General features: G+C 67.7%; 24 protein-coding genes and 1 pseudogene. 11 read left to right on the top strand and 14 right to left on the bottom strand.

The window, feature by feature from the left end; all coding sequences use genetic code 11:
• Positions 1-438, bottom strand: a 438-nt coding sequence (locus KYC_RS15310; RefSeq protein WP_008163843.1) for a contractile injection system protein, VgrG/Pvc8 family, incomplete at its 3' end; no start/stop codon positions are given.
• Between the two features lie 332 nt (positions 439-770).
• Between KYC_RS15310 and KYC_RS15305 the strand changes: the two genes are divergently transcribed.
• Positions 771-1,148, top strand: a complete 378-nt coding sequence (locus tag KYC_RS15305; RefSeq protein WP_008163841.1) for a DUF2784 domain-containing protein — start codon at positions 771-773, stop codon at positions 1,146-1,148.
• Positions 1,149-1,165: 17 nt separating this feature from the next.
• Here KYC_RS15305 and KYC_RS15300 read toward each other — a convergent pair whose 3' ends face one another.
• From KYC_RS15300 to KYC_RS15290, 3 genes are all read right to left on the bottom strand, one after another.
• Positions 1,166-2,293 carry an acyl-CoA dehydrogenase family protein gene (locus KYC_RS15300; protein WP_008163839.1) on the bottom strand — a complete coding sequence of 376 codons (1,128 nt, stop codon included), beginning with the start codon at positions 2,291-2,293 and terminating at the stop codon, positions 1,166-1,168.
• Between the two features lie 143 nt (positions 2,294-2,436).
• Positions 2,437-4,257, bottom strand: a complete 1,821-nt coding sequence (locus KYC_RS15295; RefSeq protein ID WP_008163836.1) for a glycoside hydrolase family 15 protein — start codon at positions 4,255-4,257, stop codon at positions 2,437-2,439.
• Positions 4,258-4,264: 7 nt separating this feature from the next.
• On the bottom strand, positions 4,265-5,086 hold the full coding sequence (locus KYC_RS15290; RefSeq protein ID WP_043518591.1) for a glucose 1-dehydrogenase: 822 nt from the start codon (positions 5,084-5,086) through the stop codon (positions 4,265-4,267).
• 222 nt (positions 5,087-5,308) lie between these two features.
• On the opposite strand from KYC_RS15290, the gene KYC_RS15285 reads away from it, so the two are divergent.
• Together KYC_RS15285 and KYC_RS15280 are read left to right on the top strand one after the other, a co-directional pair.
• A complete protein-coding gene (locus KYC_RS15285; RefSeq protein ID WP_008163831.1) occupies positions 5,309-6,205 on the top strand; it encodes an NAD(P)/FAD-dependent oxidoreductase in 897 nt (298 codons plus the stop codon).
• A 104-nt stretch (positions 6,206-6,309) separates the two neighbouring features.
• Positions 6,310-7,365, top strand: coding sequence for a sensor domain-containing diguanylate cyclase (locus KYC_RS15280; protein ID WP_238531939.1), 1,056 nt, complete (start codon positions 6,310-6,312; stop codon positions 7,363-7,365).
• 27 nt (positions 7,366-7,392) lie between these two features.
• Here KYC_RS15280 and KYC_RS15275 read toward each other — a convergent pair whose 3' ends face one another.
• From KYC_RS15275 to KYC_RS15245, 7 genes are all read right to left on the bottom strand, one after another.
• Positions 7,393-8,367, bottom strand: coding sequence for an alpha/beta hydrolase family protein (locus tag KYC_RS15275; RefSeq protein ID WP_008163826.1), 975 nt, complete (start codon positions 8,365-8,367; stop codon positions 7,393-7,395).
• Between the two features lie 132 nt (positions 8,368-8,499).
• Entirely contained in the window at positions 8,500-10,230 is a 1,731-nt protein-coding gene (locus KYC_RS15270) for an ABC transporter substrate-binding protein (protein ID WP_008163824.1), read from the bottom strand.
• 115 nt (positions 10,231-10,345) lie between these two features.
• Positions 10,346-10,654 carry a DUF2160 domain-containing protein gene (locus KYC_RS15265; RefSeq protein ID WP_008163821.1) on the bottom strand — a complete coding sequence of 103 codons (309 nt, stop codon included), beginning with the start codon at positions 10,652-10,654 and terminating at the stop codon, positions 10,346-10,348.
• Between the two features lie 11 nt (positions 10,655-10,665).
• Positions 10,666-11,478, bottom strand: coding sequence for a carbohydrate ABC transporter permease (locus KYC_RS15260; protein ID WP_008163820.1), 813 nt, complete (start codon positions 11,476-11,478; stop codon positions 10,666-10,668).
• Positions 11,471-12,361, bottom strand: a complete 891-nt coding sequence (locus KYC_RS15255) for a carbohydrate ABC transporter permease (RefSeq protein ID WP_008163819.1) — start codon at positions 12,359-12,361, stop codon at positions 11,471-11,473. The genes KYC_RS15260 and KYC_RS15255 overlap by 8 nt, the downstream gene beginning before the upstream one ends.
• Entirely contained in the window at positions 12,358-13,446 is a 1,089-nt protein-coding gene (locus KYC_RS15250; RefSeq protein ID WP_008163817.1) for an ABC transporter ATP-binding protein, read from the bottom strand. The genes KYC_RS15255 and KYC_RS15250 overlap by 4 nt, the downstream gene beginning before the upstream one ends.
• Positions 13,446-14,537: an ABC transporter ATP-binding protein gene (locus KYC_RS15245; RefSeq protein WP_008163815.1), complete on the bottom strand. Its 1,092-nt coding sequence runs from the start codon at positions 14,535-14,537 to the stop codon at positions 13,446-13,448. The genes KYC_RS15250 and KYC_RS15245 overlap by 1 nt, the downstream gene beginning before the upstream one ends.
• 211 nt (positions 14,538-14,748) lie before the next feature.
• Between KYC_RS15245 and KYC_RS15240 the strand changes: the two genes are divergently transcribed.
• Together KYC_RS15240 and KYC_RS15235 are read left to right on the top strand one after the other, a co-directional pair.
• Positions 14,749-15,549, top strand: a complete 801-nt coding sequence (locus KYC_RS15240; RefSeq protein WP_043518586.1) for a DeoR/GlpR family DNA-binding transcription regulator — start codon at positions 14,749-14,751, stop codon at positions 15,547-15,549.
• 79 nt (positions 15,550-15,628) lie between these two features.
• Positions 15,629-17,230 (top strand): glycerol-3-phosphate dehydrogenase/oxidase, encoded by a 1,602-nt coding sequence (locus tag KYC_RS15235; RefSeq protein WP_008163811.1) that lies wholly within the window; start codon positions 15,629-15,631, stop codon positions 17,228-17,230.
• 60 nt (positions 17,231-17,290) lie between these two features.
• Here the strand turns inward: KYC_RS15235 and KYC_RS15230 are convergent, their stop codons facing one another.
• The 3 genes from KYC_RS15230 to KYC_RS15220 form a co-directional block, all read right to left on the bottom strand.
• Entirely contained in the window at positions 17,291-17,890 is a 600-nt protein-coding gene (locus tag KYC_RS15230; RefSeq protein WP_008163809.1) for an HD-GYP domain-containing protein, read from the bottom strand.
• Positions 17,891-18,046: 156 nt separating this feature from the next.
• On the bottom strand, positions 18,047-18,727 hold the full coding sequence (locus KYC_RS15225; protein ID WP_008163807.1) for a type 1 glutamine amidotransferase domain-containing protein: 681 nt from the start codon (positions 18,725-18,727) through the stop codon (positions 18,047-18,049).
• Positions 18,724-19,773 carry an NADP-dependent oxidoreductase gene (locus tag KYC_RS15220; RefSeq protein ID WP_008163805.1) on the bottom strand — a complete coding sequence of 350 codons (1,050 nt, stop codon included), beginning with the start codon at positions 19,771-19,773 and terminating at the stop codon, positions 18,724-18,726. Before KYC_RS15220 ends, KYC_RS15225 begins: the two co-directional genes overlap by 4 nt.
• A 162-nt stretch (positions 19,774-19,935) precedes the next feature.
• On the opposite strand from KYC_RS15220, the gene KYC_RS15215 reads away from it, so the two are divergent.
• The 6 genes and pseudogenes from KYC_RS15215 to KYC_RS15190 all read left to right on the top strand — a co-directional run.
• A complete protein-coding gene (locus KYC_RS15215) occupies positions 19,936-20,658 on the top strand; it encodes a TetR/AcrR family transcriptional regulator (protein WP_008163804.1) in 723 nt (240 codons plus the stop codon).
• Between the two features lie 2 nt (positions 20,659-20,660).
• Positions 20,661-21,614: an HlyD family secretion protein gene (locus tag KYC_RS15210; protein ID WP_008163802.1), complete on the top strand. Its 954-nt coding sequence runs from the start codon at positions 20,661-20,663 to the stop codon at positions 21,612-21,614.
• Positions 21,611-22,558, top strand: a complete 948-nt coding sequence (locus KYC_RS15205) for an ABC transporter ATP-binding protein (RefSeq protein ID WP_008163800.1) — start codon at positions 21,611-21,613, stop codon at positions 22,556-22,558. Before KYC_RS15210 ends, KYC_RS15205 begins: the two co-directional genes overlap by 4 nt.
• Entirely contained in the window at positions 22,555-23,700 is a 1,146-nt protein-coding gene (locus KYC_RS15200) for an ABC transporter permease (RefSeq protein ID WP_008163799.1), read from the top strand. The genes KYC_RS15205 and KYC_RS15200 overlap by 4 nt, the downstream gene beginning before the upstream one ends.
• 6 nt (positions 23,701-23,706) lie before the next feature.
• Positions 23,707-25,173 (top strand): efflux transporter outer membrane subunit, encoded by a 1,467-nt coding sequence (locus tag KYC_RS15195; RefSeq protein WP_050814887.1) that lies wholly within the window; start codon positions 23,707-23,709, stop codon positions 25,171-25,173.
• A gap of 128 nt (positions 25,174-25,301) precedes the next feature.
• Positions 25,302-25,656 (top strand): annotated as a pseudogene (locus KYC_RS15190) (hypothetical protein); the annotation flags it as partial.

Genomic DNA, 25,656 nt, shown 5'->3' with positions numbered 1-25,656 from the left:
GGCCTGGTGCTCGGTGGTGACGCGCTGTTCGTAGTCCTGCGTCAGGCCGTGGGCCTTGAGCACGGCCTCGGCAATCTGCGGGACGGTAAGCGTCTGGAAGATGCGCCAGTCCGCGCTGAGCTTCAAGCGCGCCAGGCACGGTTCGACCACGGCGCGGTAGCGGGTCCGTCGGAACCCTGTGCTCTCTTGGGAAAATGCGGAGATGGCCCCGTGCACGTAGCGGACCGGGGTGTCGCCATGCCAGATGGTCAGGCGCGCCGGGCGGTCCAGCACCTGGCCGAAGTCCACGGCGGGATTGGCGCAGGCCAGGTCGATCGAAAGCAGAGAAGTCTGGGACAGCGCTTCGCGCAGTTCGAATTCGATGACCTCGAATACGTCGTGCGGCGCTTCGCTGCCGATGAGGTCGAAGGTGAAGCGTAGGTCGGATTGGACCGGCATGATGTGCTCGCTGTGATGGCGGGCCTATGCCGCCACATTGCGCACAGTCCACCTATGAAACCCGCCCACTCGCGTGGGCGCACACAATTCCAACCGGCGATCCTGCCAATGTCCCCGCCTTTTTTCTATGGGACGAGTCCGATTTTTATGTGAATGACGACAAGACTCAAAAGCCCACGCCGGCGCGTCATGCCTGATGCAATCCCCAGCGCTTGAAGTTCATCGTCGTGCCTTATGTGCGCAGCACAAACGGGATGCCGTTGCGCACACAGGCGCTCTAAACTTGCATCCTCGGCCCGCATTGCGGGCGCAGATCCATAAAGAGATATTTGATGACCTATCGCATCCTTGCCGACCTGGTGCTTGTCGTGCATGGCCTGTTTGTCGCATTCGTGATGTTTGGCGGGCTGCTGGCCCTGTGGCGGCCACGGCTTGCCTATCTGCATCTGCCGGCGCTGGCCTGGGGCGCGATGGTGATCGGTATGGGGTGGATCTGCCCGCTGACGCCGCTGGAGGTGTCGCTGCGTGAACGCGCTGGCCAGGAAGGCTATGGCGGCGGCTTCATCGAACATTATGTGCTGGGCCTGATCTATCCCGAGGGCATCACGCGGACGACGCAGGTGGTGCTGGCCGCGCTGTTGATCGCGGGCAACATCGTGGTTTACACGCTGTGGGCCCGGCGCCGGGCGCAGGCGCGGCGGCGGGCCTGAGCCTGCGGCCGAGGCGGCTACAGGTTGCGCGCGATGACCAGCCGCTGGATGTCGCTGGTGCCTTCGTAGATCTGGCAGACCCGCACGTCCCGGTAGATGCGCTCGACCGGGAAATCCTTCAGGTAGCCATAACCGCCCAGCGTCTGGATCGCCGCCGAGCAGACTTTTTCGGCCATTTCGGAGGCGAACAGCTTGGCCATGGAGGCTTCCGTCAGCGCGGGGCGGCCCGCCTCGCGCAGCGCCGCGGCGTGCAGCACCAACTGCCGGGCGGCATGGATCTGGGTGGCCATGTCCGCCAGCCTGAACGACACGGCCTGGTGTTCGATGATGGGCTTGCCGAAGGCCTGGCGGTCGCGGGCGTAGTCGCGCGCGCATTCGAAGGCCGCACGCGCCATGCCGACCGATTGCGAGGCGATGCCGATACGCCCGCCCTCCAGGTTGGACAGCGCGATCTTGTAGCCTTCGCCTTCTTCGCCCAGCCGCCACGCGGCGGGAATGCGCATGTCTTCAAACGCGATCTGGCAGGTGTCCGAGGCATGCTGGCCCAGCTTGTCTTCCACCCTGAGCACCTTGTACCCGGGCGTATCGGTGGGCACGATGAACGCGGAGATGCCGCGCTTGCCAGCGTCGGGGTCGGTCACCGCGAACACGATCACGGTCTGGCCGTTGCGGCCCGAGCTGATGAACTGCTTGGCGCCGTTCAGGATGTAGTCGTCGCCGTCGCGCCGCGCGCGGGTGTGCAGGCTGCTGGCGTCGGAACCCGCTTGCGGCTCGGTCAGCGCGAACGCGCCGATGTGTTCGCCCCGGGCCAGCGGCCGCAGGAACTGTTCTTTCTGGGCGTCGGTCCCGAACTTCAGGATGGGCATGCAGCCCACCGAGTTGTGCACGCTCATGATGGTGGACAAGGCGCCGCAACCCGCGGCGATCTCTTCCAGCGCCACGGCGTACGAGATATAGCCGCTGTCATTGCCGTCCCAGGCTTCCGGCACAAGCATGCCGAAGAAGCCCAGTTGCGCCATTTCGGCGATGGCGTCCGCGGGATACAGGTGTTCGCGGTCCCAGCGTTCGGCGTTCGGCGCCAGGCGCTCCTCTGCAAACCGGCGCGCCATTTCCTGGACGCTTTGCTGTTCGTCGTTCAAAAGCATGCTTGTCTCTCCTTGTGCGCAAGCCGCCGGGCGCGCGGGGCGCCATGGGCCTGGAGTCATGTTGTATTTATGCGGGCGGCGCCCGCCGCGAGGCGCCGCATGAGTGCGAGAATACACCGCGGCCGGCTGGACGGAGCGGCGGGCTAGGCTCGCGGCGCGTCCTGCTCGGCGCGCTGTTGCGCCGGGCCCATCGCCCGGCTCAGGTTGTAGGCTGTATTCACCAGGCCGATATGGGAAAAGCCCTGGGGAAAATTGCCCACCAGCCGGCCCTGCACCACGTCGTATTCTTCGGCCAGCAGGCCCAGGTCATTGCGCAGCGACAGCAACCGGTCGAAAAGGCGCTCGGCGTCGCCCAGGCGGCCCTGCATCACGTAGGCGTCCGCCAACCAGAAGCTGCACGCCAGGAACACGCCCTCCTCGCCTTCCAGGCCGTCATCGGTATGCTCCGTGGAATAGCGGCGCAGCAATCCGCCGTGCAGCAGTTCGCGCTCGATGGCGTGCACGGTGCCCGCCACGCGCGGGTCGCTGGCGGGCAGGAAACCGACCTGCGGAATCAGCAGCAGGCTGGCGTCCAGCGCGGGCGATCCGTAGCTCTGGACGAAGCAGCCGCGCGCGGCGTCGTAGCCGCGCTCGCAGATGTCCTTGCGGATCCGTTCGCGCAGCCGCCGCCACGCGTCCACCGGGCCTTGCAGGCCAAACCGTTCGCAGGCCTTGACCGCGCGGTCGAAAGCCACCCAGCACATCAAGCGGGAATGCGTGAAGGCCCGCCGTTCGCCGCGCACCTCCCAGATGCCGTGGTCCAGGTCGCGCCAGCGATCCTGCAGCGGCTCCAGCAGCACCTTCTGCAGGCGCCACGCCTCGGCCAGCGGCGCCAGGTCGGCCACGCGCGCGGCGTACAGGGTCTCGATCAGTTCGCCGTAGACGTCCAGCTGGCTCTGCCCCGCCGCGCCGTTGCCGCGGCGCACCGGCCGGCTGGATTCGTAGCCGGGCAGCCAGGGGATCTCCAGTTCCGGCAGCCAGCGTTCTCCCGCGATGCCGTACATGATCTGCAGCTGGTCGGGATGCCCGGCCACCGCCCGCAGCAGCCATTGGCGCCAGGCTTCGGCCTCTTCGCGGTAGCCGGCGTTGAGCAAGGCGTACAGCGTCAGCGCCGAATCGCGCAGCCAGCAGTGCCGGTAGTCCCAGTTGCGGCTGCCGCCCAGCAGCTCGGGCAGCGAGGTCGTCGGCGCCGCGATGATCCCGCCGGTGGGCTGGAAGGTCAGCAGCTTGAGCGTGATCAGGGACCGCAGCACCGCGTCGCGGCGCCCGTCGCCCGCGCCGTCCCAGTGGCAGCGCTTGGACCATTCCTGCCACCAGGAAATCGTGCGGTCCATGCTTTCGACGCGATCCGGCACGAACCGCGGCGTGCGGTGCGAACGGTGATACGACAGGGTGAACGGCACCACGCGCCCCGGATGCAGCGAAAAGCGCGCCGTCGTTTTCATGTCGTGCCCTTCGAGTTCGACGGGCGTGTGCAGTTCGACGGCGTCCGGCCCGGCGATGGCGTTCAGGCCGTAGTCGCGGCGGCGCACCCAGGGCACGGTCTGGCCGTAGTTAAAGCGCAGCAGCAGTTCCATGTCCATCTGCACGTGCCCGGATTCGCCGCGCACGATGCGGACCACGTCCACGCGCTCGTCATCGTCGCTGAGCGGCATGAAGTCGTACAGCACCGCCACGCCGGTCCGGGTTTCGAAACGCGTTTCCAGCACGGCGGTATCGGGCACGTAGCGCCGCGAGGTCGCGCGGACCTTGCCGTGCGGCGCCAGCAGCCAGCGGCCGTGGCTTTCGTCGCCCAGCAGCGCCGCAAAGCAGGCGGGCGAATCGAAATGCGGCAGGCAGAGCCAGTCGATCGACCCGTCGCGCGCCACCAGCGCGGCGGACAGCATGTTGCCGATGAGCCCGTAGTCTTCCAGGGGTTTGGACATGCCGGCCTCAGCCCGCGCCGCGGAATTCGGGATACAGCGTCATGCCGCCGTCCACGAACAGCGTCGTGCCCGTCACGTAGTCGGACGCGTCGCCGGCCAGCCACACCGCCGCCCGCGCCACGTCCTCGGGCTCGCCGATACGGCCGTACGGAATCAGCTGCAGCAGCTTCGCCAGGCTTTCCGGGGTGTCCCAGGCGGGCTGGTTGATGGCGGTGCGGATGGCGCCGGGCGCGATGGAATTCACCCGGATCCGCGCCGGCGCCAGTTCCTGGGCAAGCGACTTCATCAGCATCGACAGCCCGCCCTTGGAGGCGGCGTAGTTCACCTGGAACGCCCAGGGAATCACCTCGTGCACGGAACTGATGAATAGGATGTTGCCACGCGCCAGGCCGTCGCGCGACGGATCGGCGGACTGGGCCTGAAAGGCGCGGGCCGCGGCGCGGGCGCACAGGAAATGGCCGGTGAGGTTCACGTCGATCACGCGCTGCCAGTCGGCCAGCGTCATGTCCGCCACGGGCGACGGGTGTTCAATGCCGGCGTTGTTGACCAGGATGTCGACGCGCCCGTAATGCTGCGCGGCCTGCTCGAACAGATGGTCGACTTCGGCTTCGCGGCTGATGTCCGCCGCCGCGGCAACCGCCGTGCCGCCGTTGCGCTGGATGGCCTCGACCACCACCGCCGCCCGGGCCTGGGAGTCGCCGCCCGTCCGGTGGTTGACCACCACCCGTGCTCCGGCCGCCGCCAGGCCGATCGCCGTGGCCCGTCCTATTCCCGAAGACGCCCCCGTCACCACGGCCACCCGGCCGCGCAGTTCAGTCGCGTGCTGCATGCCAGCCTCCTTGGCGGCCGGCGCTTGCAGGCGGCCGCCGATGTCGAGGGTTTCAGGGTAGTCCCGGGACGGGGACGGACGCAACCGGGCCCGGCGCGCGTTCTGGCGAAATTCCGATGGCCATCCGCATCACACGATACTTATGAAGTTGCATAAAACAGCTCGCAACCCTATCATGCAACTTCGAAAGTATCGAATGAATTTTCCAGGAGGTCCCCGACCATGCACTACGACGTCATCATCGTGGGCGGCAGCTTTGCCGGCCTGTCCGCCGCCATGCAGCTTGCCCGTGCGCGCCGCCGCGTCCTGCTCGTCGACGCCGGGCAGCCCCGCAACCGCTACGCCGCGCATTCGCACGGATTCCTGGGACAGGACGGCGTGCCGCCGCACGAGATCGTGGCCCGGGCCCGCGCCCAACTGGCCCGCTACCCGACGGTGGAGTTCCTGGACGGCGAGGCGGTCCGCGCGGCGCCGGGCGACGGCGGATTCGAGCTCGTCATGGCCGACGGGCAGCGCGTGCGCGGCTCGCGCCTGATCCTGGCCATAGGCATGCGCGACGAACTGCCGGCCTTGGCCGGCCTGCAGGAGCGCTGGGGCCAGACCGTGCTGCACTGCCCCTACTGCCACGGCTACGAAGTCGCCGGCCAGCCGCTGGGCGTCATGGCCGCGCATCCGCTGTCCGCGCACCAGGCCGCGATGCTGCCGGATTGGGGCCCCACCACCTATTTCACCCAGGGCAAGTTCGAGCCCGAACCCGAGGAAGCGCGCCTGTTCGCCGCCCGCGGCGTGCGCGTGGAGCGCTCGCCCATCGTGCAACTGCTGGGCGATGCGCCCGCCCTGTCCGGCGTCGTGCTGGCGGACGGCCGCCAGATGCCTGTGCACGCGCTCTTCGTGGCCAGCAGGACGCACATGGCCAGTCCACTGGCGATGCAGCTGGGATGCGCGTTCGACGACGGCCCGCTGGGACCGGTGATCCGCGTGAACGAACTGAAGGAAACCACGGTGGCCGGGGTGTACGCCGCAGGCGACGCGTCTACCCCGATGTCCAACGCGACCCTGGCCAGCGCCTCGGGCGTGATGGCCGGCATCTGCGCGCACCGCTCGCTGGTGTTCGGCTAGGCGCGCCCCGGGCCGGCGTGCATAATGGCGGCATGACCGGCCCGCCTTCCCTCCTGGAACACGGGCCGGATGTACATGCAACCATGCATCCAGGAGCAGCCGTGCTGGATCCCATACTTGCCGGACTATCGACGACGCTGCCCGCAGCCAGGTCGGTCGAACAACTGACCCGCCCGCTGCTCGACATGCTGGGCGCCGTCACCGGACTGGAATCGACCTACCTCACGACGATCGACCTGAAGGCGGACCTGCAGCACATCCTCTACGCGCGCAACGTCGGCGACATGCAGATCCCCGAGGGGCTGTCCGTGCCCTGGGACGACACCCTGTGTAAGCGCGCGCTGGACGAAGGCCGCATGTGCACCAGCGATGTCTCATCCTGCTGGGCGGATTCCGACGCGGCCCGGCAGCTGGGCATCCAGACCTACGTCAGTGCGCCGGTACGCTCCGACGACGGCGTCCTGTTCGGCACGCTGTGCGCCGCCAGCGCCACCCGGCGCCAGATCGACCCGCAGGCGGAATCGGTGCTGAAACTGTTCTCCAGCGTGATCGCCAGCTTTCTGCAACGCGAGCGGCTGATGGAAGAGCTGCACGCGGCCAACGTCCAGCTCATGTCGTACGCCCTGACGGACCCGCTTACCGGCCTGCCCAACCGCCGCGCGCTCTACGAGGCGCTGGACCGCCTGCTGGCGCGCGCCGTGCGCGAAGAAGCCTGCGTGCTGGTCGGCGTCATCGACCTGGATGGATTCAAGAGCATCAACGACACGTACGGCCACCAGGCCGGCGATGCCTTCCTGCAGGAAGTGTCGCGGCGGATCTCCGCGGTGATGCGTTCGTCCGACATGCTGGGGCGCCTGGGCGGCGACGAGTTCGTGCTGGTCGGCCCGGGGCCCGCGCTTGCCCGCAAGCGTTCCGATCGGGGCGGTGCGACGCTGCAGGCGGACGCCGAGGAAGGCGCGCGCGCCATGGAAGAACGCGTCCTGGCGGCCACGATGGGCCGATATCCGCTGGGAGAAACAACTATCGCCTACGAAGGCGCCAGCACCGGCGTGCTGGCGCTGGACCCGGCCGGGCTGGACGCCGAGGCGGCCGTCCGGCTGGCCGATGCGCGCATGTACGAAATCAAGCACGCCCGCAGGGCGGCGCGCACCATCCACTAGCGCGCGGGCGGGGCCGCACGGTCCCGCCTATTGCAGCCGGGCCTTGAAGAATGCGGCCGCGCGGGCGTTCAGTTCGCGGTGCAAGCCCGGCCGGTCAAACCCCGGCTCGTCGCGGCAGATCTCCGGCAGCGCTTCGGCCTGTTCGGCCGAGCACGGCGCCAGGAACGCAAAATGGCCCGCGCCGCTTACCAGCTGGAACTCGGGCGCCGTCCCCAGCCCCGCGCGCACGGCCTGCACGCTGGCGGGATCGACGCCGTCGCCGCCCCGCTCCGACGCCCAGAACTGCACCGGAATCGCCACGGCCTTCAGCGCGTCGCCCGGAAACGCATTGAGCGGATCGGCGATCACCGCCGCCTTGATGCGCGCATCCTGCGGATACGGCTGCGTTGCCACCTTGCCGGCGGCGATGTCGCGGCACATCGGCAGTGCCGCCTGCGCCTGGCAGATCGCCAGCCCCGCCTGGAAATCCGGCTTCGCGCCGGCCAGCACCAGACCGGTATAGCCTCCGCGCGAGAATCCGAAGAAGCCTATTTTGTCCGCATCGAGCTGCGCCTTGCCGGGCCATGCGCCGGTCATGTAGTCGATCAGGCGCCGCATCTCCCGGGGCCGGGTCGAGAAGATCGACAGATAGCCCTGCCGCGAACGGTCCTGCGCGTTGTCGCCCACGTGGTTGATCGCCGCGACCACGAAGCCCGCGTCGGCCAGCGCCGCGGCGGTGTCGTGATGGCTCAGATAGGAGCCGCCCGCCCCGTGCGAGATCACGATGAGGGGATAGCGCCCATCGGGCAGCTTGCAGCCCTGCACGCCCGCGATGGCGGCCCGGCCCATCTTGATCTCTTTCGCTGGCTCGGCGCAGGGCGTCCAGACGGCGCCCTGCAGGCCCGGCCCGTTCTGGTCCATTGGCAGGTTCAGGCGCTGGAAGCCGGCGGCGTGCGTGAGGCTGGCGGACAGCGCCAGCGCGGCGGGAAGCAGGGATTGCAGGAGCTTGGCGGCGAAGGGCATGCAGGCGTGGAAGCGACGGGGAGCAAGAACGCCGTGATTGTGACACGCGCGGCGCGCTCCCCGCGCCGCTGCGCCGCCTCCAAAAAAACGCCACGGGAGGCCCTGTGGCGTTCGTCGCCCTGCTAAGGACGCTTACCGCACCTTCCCCTCCTTCCAAGCCGACAGCAGCTTTTCATAGGGAATGGTCTCGCCCTTGGGCTTTTCGTTGGCCAGCTTCTTCCACGGCGCATGCTGGTCCGACAGCCACTTGCTGGGATCGCTCCTGGGATTGAGCTTGGGCGCGCACTGCGCCATGCCGGCCCGCTCCAGCCGCGCCATGACCTGGTCCATTTCATTGGCCAGGCTGTCCATGGCGGCCTGCGGGGTCTTCTCGCCGGTGACGGCGGTGGCCACGTTCTTCCACCACAGCTGCGCCAGCTTCGGGTAGTCCGGCACGTTGGTGCCGGTCGGCGTCCACGCCACGCGCGCCGGGCTGCGGTAGAACTCGATCAGGCCGCCGTAGTTCGCCGCGTTCTTGGTGAAGAATTCACTGTTGATGTCGCTGTCGCGGATGAACGTAAGGCCGGTGATGGACTTCTTGAGCGACACGGACTTGGACGTGACGAACTGCGCGTACAGCCAGGCGACGGCCATCTTGTCCGGATTGGTGGACTTGAAGAAGGTCCACGATCCCACGTCCTGGTAGCCGTTCTGCATGCCGTCCTTCCAGTACGGACCGTAGGGCGACGGGGCCATGCGCCACTTGGGCGTGCCATCGTCGTTCACGACAGGCAGGCCCTTCTTGGTCATGTCGGCCGTAAACGCCGTGTACCAGAAGATCTGCTGGGCGATCTGGCCTTGCGCCGGCACCGGGCCCGCTTCCGAGAAGGTCATGCCCATGGCCTGCTGCGGGGAGTACTTCTTCATCCAGTCCACGTACTTGGTCAGCGCGTAGACGGCGGCCGGGCTGTTGGTAGCCCCGCCGCGGGCCACCGAAGCGCCGACCGGCGTGCACTTGTCGTCGGCGACCCGGATGCCCCATTCGTCCACAGGCATGCCGTTGGGCAGTCCCTTGTCGGCCGCGCCGGCCATGGACAGCCACGCGTCGGTGAAGCGCCAGCCCAGCGACGGATCCTTCTTGCCGTAGTCCATGTGGCCGTAGACCCGCTTGCCGTCGATCTCCTTGACGTCGTTGGAGAAGAATGCGGCGATGTCTTCGTAGGCCGACCAGTTGGTGGGCACGCCCAGGTCATAGCCGTACTTGGCCTTGAACTTGTCCTTCAGGTCCTGGCGCGCGAACCAGTCCGCGCGGAACCAGTAGACGTTGGCGAACTGCTGGTCGGGCAGCTGGTAGAGTTTGCCGTCCGGCGCCGTGGTGAACTTGGTGCCGATGAAATCCTTCAGGTCCAGGCCGGGATTGGTCCACTCCTTGCCGGCGCCGCTCATGTAGTCGGACAGCGGCAGGATGGCCCCGTAGCGGTAGTGCGTGCCGATCAGGTCGGAATCGGAGATCCAGCCGTCGTAGATGGATTTGCCGGATTGCATCGACGTCTGCAGCTTTTCGACGACGTCGCCTTCCTGGATCAGGTCGTGGTTGACCTTGATGCCGGTGATTTCGGTGAAGGCCTTGGCCAGCACCTTGGACTCGTATTCGTGCGTGGTGATGGTCTCGGACACCACGCTGACTTCGTTGACGCCCTTGGCCTTCAGCTTGGCCGCGGCGTCGATGAACCATTTCATTTCGGCCATCTGCTGGTCCTTGGACAGCGTCGAAGGCTGGAACTCCGAATCGACCCACTTCTTCGCTTCCGGCTCGCCGGCCCAAGCCCCTGACGTTCCGATCAGGGCGATAGCGGCCGCCATGGCGTGCATGCGCAATTTCATGACCTGTCTCCTCGATAAGTCTTCCCCTTATCGTGCTGCGGACCGCTGGCCGGGGAAGACGCTGGCCCATAGCCCTTCCTGACTGCCTGTAACCAACAGGGGTCTGCGCCCCGCTTCAGCCTTTTCTCATGATGAACGCCAGCAGCAGCATGGACAGCACAAAGCTGATCCACACCGACGGCGGCTGATCCAGCGCAAGCCATTCGGCCGCCTTCTGCCCAAAGCCCACGAACGCCAGGTTGACCCAGGCCGCAGCCATCAGGCCGATGAACAGCCGGTCGCCGCGCGTGGTCGGCAAGGGCAAAAAGCCCTTTCTTTCCTGCGTGGGCGACTTCAGCTCCCATATCGTCATGCCGATCAGCATCAGGATGATGCAGCTGAAGAACACGGCGACCGGCGTAGTCCATACCATCCAGCTGAACATGGCGGCTTCTCCTAGACGCGTCCCATCGCGAAGCCCTTCGCGATGTAGTGGCGCACAAACCAGATCACGATGCCGCCCGGCACGATGGTCAGCACCCCCGCCGCGGCCAGCACGCCCCAATCCATGCCCGAGGCCGACACGGTGCGCGTCATGGTGGCGACGATGGGCTTGGCGTTGACGGACGTCAGCGTGCGCGCCAGCAGCAGTTCGACCCAGCTGAACATGAAGCAGAAGAAGGCCGCCACGCCCACCCCCGACTTGATCAGCGGCAGGAAGATGGTCAGGAAGAAGCGCGGGAACGAGTAGCCGTCGACGTAGGCGGTCTCGTCGATCTCGCGCGGCACGCCCGACATGAAGCCTTCCAGGATCCACACCGCCAGCGGCACGTTGAACACCAGGTGCGCCAGCGCAACCGCCAGGTGGGTGTCCATCAGCCCGAACGAGCTGTAGAGCTGGAAAAACGGCAGCAGGAACACGGCCGGCGGGGTCATGCGGTTGGTCAGCAGCCAGAAGAACACGTGCTTGTCGCCAATGAACCGGTAGCGCGAGAACGCGTAGGCGGCGGGCAGCGCCACCGCCAGCGAGACCACCGTGTTGATGACGACGTAGATCAGCGAGTTGATGTAGCCGGAATACCAGGCCGGGTCCGTGAAGATGGTGCGGTAGTGCTCGAAAGTGAAGTCGCGCGGCCACAGCGTCAGCGTGCTGACGATTTCCGTGTTCGACTTGAACGACATGTTCAGCATCCAGTACAGCGGCAGGATGGCGAACACGAGGTACAGGGTCAGGAAGGCGCCGCGCCACCAGGCGGTTTTCTCACGCATTTGCACGCTCCTCGTCGAAGCCGCCCGTGGTGCCCGCGCGCTGCATCCAGTTGTAGAGGATGAAGCACAGGAGCAGGATGATCAGGAAGTAAATGATCGAGAACGCGGCTGCCGGCCCCAGGTCGAACTGCCCCACCGCCTTCTGCGTCAGGTACTGCGACAGGAACGTGGTGGCGTTGCCGGGTCCGCCGCCGGTCAGCACGAAGGGCTCGGTATAGATCATGAAGCTGTCCATGAAGCGCAGCAGCACCGCGATCATCAGCACCCCTCGCATCTTGGGCAGCTGGATGTACCGGAACACCGCAAGGCGCGACGCGCCGTCGATGCGGGCGGCCTGGTAGTAGGCGTCCGGAATCGCGCGCAGGCCGGCATAGCACAGCAGCGCGACCAGCGGCGTCCAGTGCCACACGTCCATGATCAGTACGGTGACCCAGGCGTCGAAATCGTTGCCGGTGTAGTTGTAATCCACCCCCAGCCAGGACAGCGTGGCGCCCAGCAGACCGATGTCGGTGCGCCCGAACACCTGCCAGATGGTGCCAACGACGTTCCAGGGAATCAGCAGCGACAGCGCGATGATGACCAGCACGGCCGACGCGCGCCAGCCGCTGGCGGGCATGGACAGCGCCAGCAGGATGCCCAGCGGGATCTGGATGAGCAGCACCGCGAACGAGAATCCGATCTGGCGAAAAAGCGCGCCGTGCAGTTCTTCGTCCTGCAGCACGGCGGCGAACCATTCGGTGCCGACGAACACGCGGCGGTCGGGCGAGATGATGTCCTGCACCGAGTAGTTGACGATGGTCATCAGCGGCAGGATGGCCGAGAACGCCACGCACAGCACGACTGGCATGACCAGGAACCAGGCCCGGTGGTCGGTGGGTTTCATCGGATCAGATCCTCGTCGCGGTAGAAGCACGTGTGCGGATTCAGCACGGACAGCCACACCGTGCCGCCGATGCCGGCCGGCTCGACGTTGCCGCCCAGCCGCGCGCGCACCGGCGTGCCCTCGAAGTCGGCCACCAGCAGCGTGTAGGTGCCCACGTCCTGCACGCGGTCCACGCGCATGGGCACGGCGCCCGGGGCGCCCGGGTCCGTCACGCGCAGGTACTCGGGGCGTACGCCCAGCTTGACGGGTCCGGCGCCGTCCAGCCTGGCGGCCAGCTCCTGCGGCAGGCCCTCGATGCGGCGCTGCCCCAGCATCAGCGCTCCGTCGCGCCACTGCGCGGGCAGGAAGTTCATGCCGGGCGACCCGATGAAATGGCCCACGAAGGTATGCGCGGGCCGCTCGAACAGGTCGTCCGCGGTGCCCACCTGCACGGCGCGGCCGCGCGCCATCACCATCACCTGGTCGGCGAAGGTCAGCGCCTCGGTCTGGTCGTGCGTCACGTAGATCAGCGTGAGCTTGAACTCGTGATGGATTTCCTTGAGCTTGCGCCGCAATTCCCACTTGAGCTGGGGGTCGATCACCGTGAGCGGTTCGTCGAACAGGATGGCCGATACGTCGCTGCGCACCAGCCCGCGCCCCAGCGAGATCTTCTGCTTGGCGTCGGCCGTGAGGCCGCTGGCGCGGCGGTCCAGCACGTTCGACATTTCCAGCATTTCCGCGATGCGCCCCACGCGCTCGCGGATGCGGTCGGGCGGCACGCCGCGGTTGCGTAGCGGAAAGGCCAGGTTCTCGGCCACCGTCATGGTGTCGTACACCACCGGGAACTGGAACACCTGGGCGATGTTGCGCGCCTGCGGGGTCTTGCCGGTGACGTCCTGGCCGTCGAACAGAATGCGGCCGTGCGACGGACGCAGCAGGCCCGACACGCAGTTCAGCAGCGTGGTCTTGCCGCAGCCCGAGGGGCCCAGCAGGGCGTAGGCCCCGCCGTCGCGGAACGTGAACTTGAGCGGCAGCAGCGCGTAGTCGTCGTCCGACTTGGGGTCGGCTACGTAGGAATGGGACAGGTCCAGCTCGATCTGCGCCATCAGGCCGCCTCCCCCGCGCCCGCCGGCTGGCGCGGCGCGGCCAGCAGCGCGCCGTCCGCGCCGAAGGCGTAGGTCTGCGCCGGATCGAAGTACAGCTCCACGCGCTGGTCCAGCTTGTAGCGGTGCACGCCGGGCAACTGCGCCACCACGTCGCCCGCGGCGGTCTGCGCGTGCACGTAGGTGTCGGATCCGGAGATTTCGGCCAGCTTGACCAGCCCGGGCAGGCCAATGTGGCCGGGCCGCGGTTCCACGTCCAGGGCGCCCGCCCGCAGGCCGGCGGTGATGTCGGCGTCCGCGCCCGGCGGCAGCGCCCGCGCCACCGCCACGTCGCCCTGCAGCACGAAGCCGCCGTTGTGGCGCCGCGCCGCGAACAGGTTCATGGGCGGATCGCTGAATGCCCGCGCCACGCGGATCGAATTGGGCCGGTGGAACACGTCGGCCGTGGGGCCGTATTGCAGCAGCTCGCCCGCGTCCAGCACCGCGGTGTGGCCGCCCAGCAACAGGGCCTCTCCCGGTTCGGTGGTGGCGTAGACCACCGTGGAGCGCCCTTCCGCGAACAATTCCGACAGTTCGTCGCGCAGTTCCTCGCGCAGCTTGTAGTCCAGGTTGACCAGCGGCTCGTCCAGCAGGATCAGCGGCGCCTCCTTGACCAGGGCCCGGGCCAGCGCCACGCGCTGCTGCTGCCCCCCGGAAAGTTCCGACGGGTAGCGCTCCAGCAGGTGGTCGATGTGCAGCCGCGCGGCCATCGCCCGCGTCTTTTCGCGCGTTTCGGACGCGGACGCGCCGCGCAGCTTGAGCGGCGATGCGATGTTGTCGTAGACCGTCATGGACGGATAGTTGATGAACTGCTGGTACACCATCGCCACGTTGCGCTGGCGCACGGGCACCCCGGTGACGTCGGCCCCATCGACCAGCACGCGGCCGTCGGTGGGCCTGTCCAGTCCGGCCATGATGCGCATCAGCGAGGTCTTGCCGGCCAGGGTCGCCCCCAGCAGAACCGTCATGGCGCCCGGAACCGGGGCCAGGCTCATGGGATACAGGTGCGTTTGCGAACCTGCCCGCAAACCTATCCTGTCCAAGGTCAGCTGCATCTGGTCTCCTCTACCTACTTATACGTCCCTGTTTTTTCTACGGACTTCGGTATTCGGTACAGCGCCCCGCCCTGCGCGATGCGCGGAGCGACAGCATGAGCATACTCTTTCAGATGACTTTCGTTTTTTGTGCGTTTTACTGAAGAAGCGAACAAAAAACAATCTTGCGGTGCGTCATTATTTTTCGCTTTTGTTGTTTTATCATGCGAACATGACACTGAATCCACGACAGAGCGCGCTGATCGAAATGGTGCGGGCCCAGGGCTCGGCCTCGATCGAAGAACTCGCCAAACGCTTCGACGTCACGCTGCAGACCGTGCGGCGGGACGTCAACATCCTTTCTGAAGCCGGCCTGCTGTCGCGCTTCCACGGCGGGGTGCGCATCGAAGCCTCCACCATCGAGAACATCGCCTACCGCAAGCGCCAGGGGCTGCACGCGGCCGGCAAGCAGCGCATCGCCGAAGCGGTCGCGCGCGCCGTCCCCGACGGCTGTTCGCTGATCCTGAACATCGGCACCACCACCGAGGCCATTGCGCGCGCGCTGCTGCGCCACCGCGGACTGCGCGTCATCACGAACAACCTGCATGTGGCCGACATCCTGTCGGACAACCCCGACTGCGAGGTCATCGTGGCGGGCGGCGTGGTGCGCTCGCGCGACCGCGGCATCGTCGGCGAGGCCACCATGGATTTCATCCGCCAGTTCAAGGTGGATATCGGCCTGATCGGAATCTCCGGCATCGAAGCCGACGGCACCCTGCGCGATTACGACTTCCGCGAGGTGCGCGTTGCGCGGACCATCATCGAGCAGTCGCGCGAGGTCTGGCTGGCGGCCGACAGCAGCAAGTTCAAGCGCCAGGCCATGGTGGAGCTGGCGCATATCTCGCAGATCGACCGGTTCTTCACCGACGCCCATCCGCAGGAGCCGCTGGCGCAAGTGCTGCTGGACGCCGGCGTGCGCTGCGACGTCGCCGCCGCCCCGAACATACCTAACGCCCCGAAACCCGCAGCCTGACCTGCGCGCCGGACCCATCCGGCGCCCCCGGCACGAACACCGACGCATTTACCTTGCGGCCCCCGCCGCCACCAAGAACATGAACCAACCGCTAGCCTCCGTCACCCCGCCCGACCGCAACCGCCTTCTGAATACGCTGGACAACACGCATTCCTGGGACGTCATCGTCATCGGCGGCGGCGCGACCGGCCTGGGCACGGCCGTCGACGCCGCGTCCCGCGGCTACCGGACACTGCTGATCGAAGGCGCGGACTTTGCCAAGGGCACGTCCAGCAAGGCCACCAAGCTGGTCCACGGCGGCGTGCGCTACCTGGCGCAGGGCAACGTCAGCCTGGTGCGCGAAGCCCTGCACGAACGCGGCCTGCTCAACCGTAACGCGCCGCACCTGGTGTGGCCGCTGGGCTTCGTGGTGCCGGCCTACAACATGTTCGACCAGCCCTTCTACGGCATCGGCCTGAAGATGTACGACATGCTGGCGGGCAAGCTGAACCTGGCGCCCAGCCGCTGGCTGTCGCGCCGCGAAACGCTGGCCAACGCGCCCACCCTGGCTGAAAACGTGAGCGGGCGCGGCCTGAAGGGCGGCGTGCTGTACTACGACGGCCAGTTCGACGATGCGCGCCTGGCCGTCAGCCTGATGCGCACGCTGTTCGACCTGGGCGGCACCGCGGTGAACTATGTGCGCGCCACCGGCCTGACCACGACAGCCGGCAAGGTGGACGGCGTGACCGCCCAGGACGTGATCGGCGGCGCCGCCTTTACCCTGCGGGCGCGCTGCGTCATCAATGCCACCGGCGTCTGGGTCGACGCGGTGCGCCGCATGGAAGACAAGAACGCGCAGACGATGGTGGCCCCGAGCCAGGGCGTGCACCTGACCCTGCCGCAGGATTTCCTGCCGGGCAAGCGCGCCGTCCTGATTCCCAAGACCGACGACGGCCGCGTGCTGTTCGTGGTGCCCTGGAACGGCCACACCATCGTGGGCACGACCGACACGCCGCGCCAGGACCTGCCGCTGGATCCCGAGGCCGGCGCGCAGGACGTGGACTTCATCCTGAGCACGGCGGCGCGCTATCTCAGCCGCAAGCCCACCCGCGACGACGTCACCAGCGTCTGGGCGGGCCTGCGCCCCCTGGTCAAGGCCACCGGCGAAGACTCCACCAAGAAACTGTCGCGCGAACACACGATCCTGGTGTCCAAAGCCGGTCTCGTTACCGTGACGGGCGGCAAATGGACGACCTACCGCCGCATGGCGCAGGACGTGGTGGACACCGCGATCCAGCACCAGTTGCTGACTCAGGCCACCTGCCGCACCGAATCGCTGCCGCTGCACGGAGCCGGCGGCCTGGCGCCGTCGCAGGAGCATGCCGGCACGCCGGACAGCTACTACGGCAGCGACCTGGCGGCGCTCCAGGCCCTGCCCGGCGCCGGGCGCATGCTGGTCAAGGCCAGCGGCCTGTCGGAAGCGCATGTGCGCTACGCGGCGCGTTTCGAACTGGCGCGCAGCGCCGAGGACGTGCTGGCGCGCCGCAACCGCGCGCTGTTCCTGGACAGCGAGGCCGCGATGCTGGCCGCTCCCGAAGTGGCGCGCATCCTGGCCGAGGAACTGGGGCACGACGCCGCCTGGCAGCAGCGCACGCTGCAGGACCTGGCCGTGGTCGCCGCGCATTACCGTTTGCAGAAGTAGACCGTGAAGCGGGTCCGCCGCAGTGCGGCCGCCGCGGGACGCCCTTAACCGCAATATCCGCTACGGCACGCGCAGCGCGCTGTCCCGGATCATCCCTTCAAAGACGCGCAACAGGTCGGGATCGCACTTGGAGCCCGATTCCTGCTGCAGGATGCTCATGATCTGCACGTGCGTGCGGGCCGGGTGGTAGGGCCGCGCGTCTCCCAGCGCGTCGTACGAATCGGCCAGCGAGATAATGCGCGCATGCAATGGAATGGCGTGCCCGGCCATTCCCTGCGGGTAGCCGGAACCGTCGAAATGCTCGTGGTGATGGCGCACCGCCAGCGCGATCCGCTCGCGCTGCGGCATGGCGGTCTGCATGATGATGCCTGCGCCGACCTCCGCGTGCGCCTTCATGATTTCCCAATCTTCCTTGTTCAGCCGGCCGGGCGAATGCAGCACGCGATCGGGCGTGCCGATCTTGCCCACATCGTGCAGCCTTGCGGCCACGGCGACAATCGGCAGGTCGCTTTCCGGCACGTCGCAGGCCCGGGCCAGCGCAACGCTCAGCGCGACGACGCGGTTGCAGTGGCGGCCCGTGGCGGGGTCGCGCGCCTGCATGGCGGCATACAGCGCCGCCTCATAGGATCCTTCGGATAAATCGGGTAAGTCGGGAGGCATCGGAGACCATTCGCGCCGCAACGGCCAGGCGGCGCGCTTAATTCGGAAAGCCGCGATTCTGACACATCGGGAGGCCCCAACGGACGCCGGCGCAGCCCGCGCGGCTTCTTGGTCTGCGAGCGCCCCCTCCCGCCCCGCTTCAGTTTCAGGGCATTTTCAGCTCTTCAGCCGCTCCAGCAGCGCTTCTGCCACGCCAACGGACGAGGCCGGATTCTGGCCCGTGATCAACAATCCGTCGGCGACCACATGCGATTGCCAGTCCGGTCCCTTGCTGTAGCGTCCGCCCAGTTTTGCGAGTTCGTCCTCGACCAGGAAAGGCACCACATCCGTCAACTGCACGGCGGCTTCTTCCGCATTGGAAAAGCCGGTGACCTGCCTGCCCTGCACCAGGGGCTTGCCGTCGGCGGTCTTGGCGTGGCGCAGCACGCCGGGCGCGTGGCACACGGCCGACACCGGCTTGCCCGCCGCCAGCATGGTTTCGATGAGCGCCACGGATTTCGCGTCTTCGGCCAGGTCCCACAGCGGCCCATGGCCGCCGGGATAGAACACGGCATCGTAATCGGCGGGTTGAACGTCCGCCAGGCGGCGCGTGGACGCCAGCAGGCGCTGCGCATCGGCGTCCTTGCGGAAACGCCGCGTGTCGTCCGTCTGCGCGTCGGGATCGTCGCTCTTGGGATCCAGCGGCGGCTGCCCGCCTTTCGGCGAAGCCAGCGTCACCTTGGCGCCGGCGTCCACGAACGCGTAATACGGCGCCGCGAACTCCTCAAGCCAAAAGCCCGTCTTGCGGCCCGTGTCGCCCAGGGTGTCGTGGGAAGTCAGCACGATTAGGATGTTCATGTAGCGCTCCATTCGTCAGGGCCGACGCGCACGATGCGTTTGCCGGCATTTTCGCCCTTGAGCAGCCCGATCAACCCGCGCGGGGCGTTTTCCAGGCCGTCGACCACGTCTTCACGATACTTAATGCGGCCTTGCTTGATCAGGTCCTGCATCGCCTCGCGGAATTCGCCGTAGCGATGCGCGTACTCGTTAAAGATGATGAAGCCCTGCATCTTGAGCCGCTTGGTCAGGATGGTGCGCATCAGCAGCGCCAGGCGATCCGGGCCCTCGGGCTGGCTGGTGGCGTTATAGGCGGAGATCAGGCCGCACACCGGCACCCGCGCGCGCGGATTCAGGAGGGGCAGCACGGCGTCGAACACGGCGCCTCCCACGTTCTCGAAATAGACGTCAATGCCTTGCGGCACGGCGCGCGCCAGCCGGCCCGGCAGGTCCGGCGTCTTGTGGTCCAGGCATTCGTCGAAGCCCAGCTCGTCGACCACGTAGCGGCACTTGTCCGGCCCGCCCGCGATGCCGACCACCCGGCATCCGTGGATCTTGGCGATCTGGCCGACCACCGCGCCCACCGCGCCGCTGGCCGCCGCCACCACCACCGTTTCGCCCGCCTTGGGCTGGCCGATGTCCAGCAGCCCCATATAGCCGGTGAAACCGGGCATGCCCAGCACGCCCAGCGAATAGGACGGATGTTCGGGGTTGGGACCCAGACGCAGCAGGCCCGAGCCATCGGACACCGCATAGTCCTGCCAGCCGGTCTGGGCCAGCACCCACTCGCCCGGCTGGTACTGCGGATGGTTGGACGCGACGACCCGCGTCACCGTGCCGCCCACCATGGGCTGGCCGATCTGCACCGGTTCGGCGTACGAAGGCGCGTCGCTCATGCGGCCGCGCATATAGGGATCAAGCGACAGATAGACCGTGCGCAGCAGCACCTGGCCCGGGCCGGGTTGCGGCACGTCGCCCGTTTCCAGGCGGAAATCGCTGTCCGCGGGTTCGCCATGGGGACGGGCGGCCAGCACGATACGGCGGTTGATTGAAGACGATTGCGGCATGACTTTCGGTCTCCTTCGGAGAGCGGCCCGGACCTGGCGGGCAAAGCCCGGGCGGCGTTGTGGGATCCGGCCCATTACACCATTGATGCCTGCGCGCCCAAGTTGTAACCCTCATGGTCGCGCCTCTTTTAATTAATTAATCATTTAATTAGAATCTGCGGCATGTGCCCTGTACCGCCTCCTTCTCCCCGTCGCCCCGGGCGTCCGCCCCGCCCCGACAATGCCAAGGCCCGCGCCCAGCTGCTGGACCTGGCCACCCGCCTGTTCGCCGCCCAGGGCGTGGCCGCCACCACCATCGCCAACATCGCCCAGCGCGCCGGCGTCACGCCGGCCATGCTGCATTACTACTTCAAAAGCCGCGACCAGCTGATCGACGCGGTCGTGCTGGAGCGGATCGTGCCGGTCATCGGCTTTGTGTGGGCGCCGGTGCCGCTGGACGCCGGATCCGACCCCGCTGCCCATCCGGATCCCGCCGCCGTCGCGCGCGGCTTCATCACCGAAATCGTTACCCGCGTGGTGCAGAGCGCAACCGAACAACCCTGGCTGCCTTCGCTGTGGATGCACGAAGTGGTCAACGAAGGCGGCCAGCTGCGCGAGCGCGTGCTGCGCCACCTGCCTTCGGACCGGCTGCAGGCCTTCGCCGGCCTGATCGCCGAATGCCAGCGCCGCGGCGCCATCACGCCGGGCGTCGAGCCGCGACTGGTGTTCCTGTCCATCCTGGGCCTGACGCTGCTGCCGCTGGCCACGTCGGCGCTGTGGCGCCGCATCTGGCAGAACGACCCCGCGGCCCAATCCATCGGCAACGACGCGATCGCGGCCCACGCCATCGCCATGCTGACCGGCGGCCTGTTCACCCCGCCCCCTTCCCCGCCATCAGGACGTTGACCATGCGCAACTTACGCCCGATACCCCATGCCCTGGCCCTGTTGCTTCTGGCCGGCTGCGGCAACAACGACCAGGCCTTCTATCAGGGCTATGTAGAGGGCGAATATGTCTACGTCGCCTCGTCCGAGGCCGGGCGCCTGCAGTCGCTGGACGTGCGGCGGGGCCAGCAGGTCGAGGCCGATACGCCCCTGTACGCGCTGGACGCCGTGCGCGAAACCGCGGCGCGCGACCAGGCCGGCGCCGAACTGGCGGCGGCCGTCGCGCAGATGGAAGACATCGCCACGGGCAAGCGTCCGCCCGAGGTCGATGTCAGCATCGCCCAACTGGCTCAGGCGCAGGCCGCCAGCCGGCGGTCCGCCGCCCAGCTGCAGCGCGACAACGCGCAGTTCCGCATCGGCGGCATCTCGCGTTCGCAGTTGGACGACAGCCGCGAGCAGGCCTTATCGGACGCCGCGCGCGTGCGCGAACTGCAGGCGCAGCTTGAAGTCACGCGCCTGCCCGGCCGCGACGAGCAGCGGCGCGCGCAGGCGGCGCAGGTGCAGGCCTCCCGCGCCGCGCTGGCGCAGGCCGAATGGACGCTGGACCAGAAACGGCTGGCCGCGCCGGCCGCGGGCCGCGTGTTCGACACGATGTACCGCGTGGGCGAATGGGTGCCGGCGGGCAGTCCGGTCGTCAGCCTGCTGCCGCCCGGCAACATCAAGCTGCGCTTCTTCGTGCCGGAAACCGTGGTGGGCGCGCTGAAGACGGGCCAGCAGGCCACGGTGCGCTGCGACGGCTGCGGCGACCCCATCCCCGTGCATATCGACTACGTGTCCGACCAGGCCGAATACACGCCGCCGGTGATCTACAGCCGCGAAAGCCGCAGCAAGCTGGTCTACATGGTCGAGGCCCGGCCCGTGCCCGAGGCGGCGGCGCGGCTGCATCCCGGCCAGCCGGTGGAGGTCATCCTGCAATGACCCTGCCCTCCAGCGGCGCCAACGTCATCGACGTCCAGGGCCTGAACAAGCACTTCGGCGACAAGCACGTCGTCAACGACGTATCGCTACAGGTGCGCGAAGGCGAGATTTTCGGCTTCCTGGGCCCCAACGGCAGCGGCAAGACCACCTGCATCCGCCTCATGTGCGGCCTGCTCACACCCGATTCGGGCAGCGGCACCTGCCTGGGCTACGACATCCTGCGCGACAGCGCGCAGATCAAGCGCAACGTGGGCTACATGACGCAGAAGTTCTCCTACTGGGAGGACCTGACCATCCGCGAGAACCTGGACTTCGTGGCCCGCATGTACGGCATGCCCCAGCGCAAGGAGGCCGTGGACCGCGCGCTGGAGGACCTGGGGCTGCAGACCCGGGCCGGCCAGTTGACGGGATCGCTGTCCGGCGGCTGGAAGCAGCGGCTGGCGCTGGCCGCGTGCCTGCTGCACCAGCCGCGCCTGCTGCTGCTGGACGAGCCCACCGCCGGCGTCGACCCCACGGCGCGGCGCGACTTCTGGGAGCAGCTGCACGAGCTGGCCGCGCGCGGCATTTCGGTGCTGGTCAGCACCCACTACATGGACGAAGCCGAACGCTGCCACAAGCTGGCCTACATTTCCTACGGCAGGCTGTTGACGCAAGGCACCGCCGACGAGGTGATCGCGGAACAGCGCCTGACCACCTGGGCCATCCATGGCCAGGACCTGGTGCCGCTGGGCCAGCGGCTGCGCGCCGCGCCGGGGGTGGACCAGACGGTGGCCTTCGGGTCGGCGCTGCACGTCAGCGGACGGGACGCGCCGCTGCTGGAACGCACGCTGCGCGCCGCCATCGAAGGCCAGGACCTGCGCCTGGAACGCATCGACACCAGCCTGGAGGACGTCTTCATCTACCTGATGAACCGGTCCACCGACAACTTCGCGAGCCGCTCATGATCCGGCACCTTACCGGCTTTTCCCTGTCGCGCTGGTGGAGCATGGTGCTCAAAGAGTTCCTGCAGCTGCGGCGCGACCGCATCACCTTCGGCATGATCGTCGGCCTGCCTATCGTGCAGCTGGCGCTGTTCGGCTACGCCATCAACACCGATCCCCGGCAAATGCCCACCGCCGTCATTGCCTCGGATCACAGCCCGTTCACGCGCAGCTACATCGCGGCGCTGAAGTCGTCCGACTACTTCCACATCATCGAGGAACTGGACAACGAGGAAGCCGGACGCGCCGCGCTGGCCCAGGGCCGGGTGCTGTTCGTGGTGACGATACCGCCGGACTTCACGCGGCGGCTGCTGCGCGGCGAGCGTCCCGCGCTGCTGATCGAGGCCGACGCCACCGACCCCATGGCCACCGGCATGGCGCTGGGCGCGGCCACGCAGCTGTCCCAGGCCGTGGCGCAGAAGGATCTGACCGGCCCGCTCGCCGGCCTGGCGGGCGGCCAGCCGCCATTCGACGTGCGCGTGCACCAGCTCTACAACGAAGAGCAGATTTCGCAATACAACACCGTGCCCGGGCTGATGGGCGTGATCCTGACCATGACGCTGGTGATGATGACCGGGCTGGCCATGACCCGCGAGCGCGAACGCGGCACCATGGAAAACCTGCTGGCGATGCCGGTGACGCCGGTCGAGGTGATGACGGGCAAGATCGTGCCCTACATCGCCATTGGCCTGATCCAGGCGTCCATCATCCTGCTGGCCGCGCATCTGGTGTTCCATGTGCCCATCATGGGCAGCCTGCTGTCGGTTTACCTGGCCGCGCTGCTGTTCGTCGCCGCGAACCTGACGGTGGGCATCACGCTGTCGTCGCTGGCGCAGAACCAGCTGCAGGCCATGCAGCTGACCATGTTCTATTTCCTGCCCAACCTGCTGCTGTCCGGATTCATGTTCCCGTTCAAGGGCATGCCGATCTGGGCGCAGTACCTGGGCAACCTGCTGCCGCTGACCTATTTCAACCGGCTGATCCGCGGCATTCTCCTCAAGGGCAACGGCTGGTGGGACCTGTGGCCCAGCGTCTGGCCGCTGATGCTGTTCACCGTGGTCGTCATGACCGCCGCCGTGAAGTTCTACCGCCGCACCCTGGACTGACCCGCCATGCCACGCCCCTTCCGACCTATATGCACCCGCCCCGTGGCGACTCTGGCGCTGTGCGCCGTCCTGTCGGCCTGCGCGGTCGGCCCCGATTTCGAAACACCCGCGGCGCCCGACGTGGCGTCCTTCACCCCGCAGGGGCAGGATGCGCTGCCCGCGGGCGGCCAGCGCCTCCAGGCGGGCGCGGACATCCCCGCGCAATGGTGGCGACTGTTCCGTTCCGACGAGCTGGACCGGCTGGTGCGCCGGGCGCTGGACGCCAGCCCCACGCTGGAAGAGGCGCGCGCCAGGCTCAGGCAGGCGCAGCAGGACCTGGACGCCGAGACCGGCGGGCGCATGCTGCCGTCCGTGGACGCCAATCTGTCGGCGGCCCGGCAAAAGGTCGACCCGTCCGCATTTGGCGTGCCGGTGGCCGAACCGCCGCCGCCCTTCACGCTTTACAACGCGTCCATCGACGTGTCCTACACGCTGGACGTGTTCGGGGGCAATCGGCGGGTGCTGGAAGGCCTGGCCGCTCAGATGGACTACCAGGCCCACGAGCTCCAGGCGGCCCGTATGTCGCTGGCGGCCAACGTGGTCACCGCCGCGATCCGCCAGGCGGACCTGGCCGAACGGCTGGCGGCCACGCGCGAACTGCTGGCGGCGCAGACCCGCCAGCAGGACATCATGCGCCAGCGGCTGGACGCGGGCGGCATCGCCCTGGCCGACCTGCGCAACCAGGAGCTGCTGGTAGCGCAGACCCGCGCCACCGTGCCGCCGCTGGAATTCCAGCTGGCCCAGGTGACGCATCAGCTGGCCACCTACCTGGGCGAGACGCCCGCCGCCCTGCAAACGCCGCCGCTGCGCCTGGCCGATCTGACCCTGCCGCCGGACGTGCCCACGGGCGTGCCGTCTGCGCTGACGCGCCAGCGGCCGGACATTCTGGCCGCCGAGTCCCTGTGGCGCAAGGCGTCTGCCGATGTGGGCGTGGCGACGGCCAACCTGTATCCGCAGTTCACGCTGACCGCCAGTTTCGGCTCGCAGCGCACCGGCGCGGGCGAACTCGCAGACGGGGTGAACGTCTGGAGCCTGGGGCTGGGCCTGGTCCAGCCGCTGTTTCACGGCGGCGAACTGCGGGCGCGCAAGCGTTCCGCCGAGGCGGCGTACGACGCCGCGGCCGCGTCCTACCGCCAGACGGTTCTGGACGGCTTCCGGCAGGTCGCCGACGCCCTGCGCGCCTTGCAGACGGACGCCGACGCCTACGCCGCCTATGACGACGCCTGGCGGCGCGCCGACGAAGCCGACCGCATCGCGGCGGGCCGCTACCAGGCGGGCGGCATCAGCCACCTGAGCCTGCTGGACAGCCAGCGCCAGCTGCTTCAGACGCGGATCTCGCGCACGGCGGCCGACGCGGCGCGCTACACGGATACGGCCGCCTTGTTACAGGCCCTGGGCGGCGGCTGGTGGAACGAGGCCGACGCGCTTCCCTGAGGACGAACCCGGCGTTTCAGCTAGGTCAAGTCCGAGAATTCGGCTGAAAAGGCGTTCCGAATAGGTCAAGTCCGAGAATTCGGGTAAGAAAGTGTCGTTGTGCGCGTTTTGGGAAATCGCTGTATCCGATGCATCATGCAAGCGCTCAAGCTGCATTGATGTTTTACAACGATTTCATGAATGACCTATTAGACCTGATCGTCTTCGCTCCCGACGCCGGCCAGCGTGTGCGCCGCAGCGAGGAACTGGCCGAAATGGGGTTCTCGCCGCGGCGCTGCGAGGATTCCAACGGACTGTTCCGCCTGTTTCAGGCCCGCCGCACCCCGTTGCTTGTGATGCAAGCCGAGCTTTCCGATCTTTGCATGGCCGTCGCAGGTCTGCGCGCCATGGACACCACCGCCGGCATCGTCGCCGTTTCCGCCTTCGACACCCCCGAAAACCGCATTCTTGGCCTGCACTGCGGGGCCGACGCCTGTTTTTCCG

The organism is Achromobacter arsenitoxydans SY8 (assembly GCF_000236785.1).
Lineage (GTDB): Bacteria > Pseudomonadota > Gammaproteobacteria > Burkholderiales > Burkholderiaceae_B > Achromobacter > Achromobacter arsenitoxydans.
Note: the sequence above shows the minus strand (reverse complement) of the source record. Positions and strands in the feature narration are given on the sequence as shown.